Source organism: Campylobacter concisus (genome assembly GCF_002914005.1).
Classification (GTDB): domain Bacteria; phylum Campylobacterota; class Campylobacteria; order Campylobacterales; family Campylobacteraceae; genus Campylobacter_A; species Campylobacter_A concisus_N.
In genome coordinates this window covers 1-446 of sequence record NZ_POZU01000027.1, presented here as the reverse complement: position 1 = coordinate 446, position 446 = coordinate 1, and the positions used below count along the sequence as shown (strand labels likewise).

Below are 446 nucleotides of genomic sequence, written 5' to 3'. Positions count from 1 at the left end.
GTTTATAATATGTATAATATGACTGCGGCGCATAAGACTTTGCCGATGAATACGATACTCAAAGTAACAAATTTAAGAAATCAAAAAAGTGTTATCGTGCGTGTAAATGATAGAGGACCTTTTGTGGCAGACAGGGTGCTTGATCTTTCAAAAGCAGCTGCGATGAAGCTTGATGTCATCGGCACTGGCACAGCTCCAGTTAGTATGGAGGTTATCGGCTTTAATGAAGACATTAACGCTGTTACAACTGCTAGTGCGCAACCAACAAAACCAACAAGCGCTGGCATAAAAGTGCCAAATCCAGTCTCTCCAACCGCTCCAGTTGGCGGCATCGTGATCTCATCAGAGCAACGCGTTGTGGGCGGAGATTTTATGGTACAAATTGGCTCATTTAAAAACCTTGAAGGCGCAAATAGATACCAAAGAGAACACAAAAGCATAGATGG

The 446-nt window shown here is 42.8% G+C and carries 1 protein-coding gene; it reads left to right on the top strand.

Going from position 1 to position 446, the window contains the following annotated elements:
- Positions 1-446, top strand: a 446-nt coding sequence (locus CYP54_RS02865; RefSeq protein WP_141108509.1) for a septal ring lytic transglycosylase RlpA family protein, incomplete at both ends; no start/stop codon positions are given.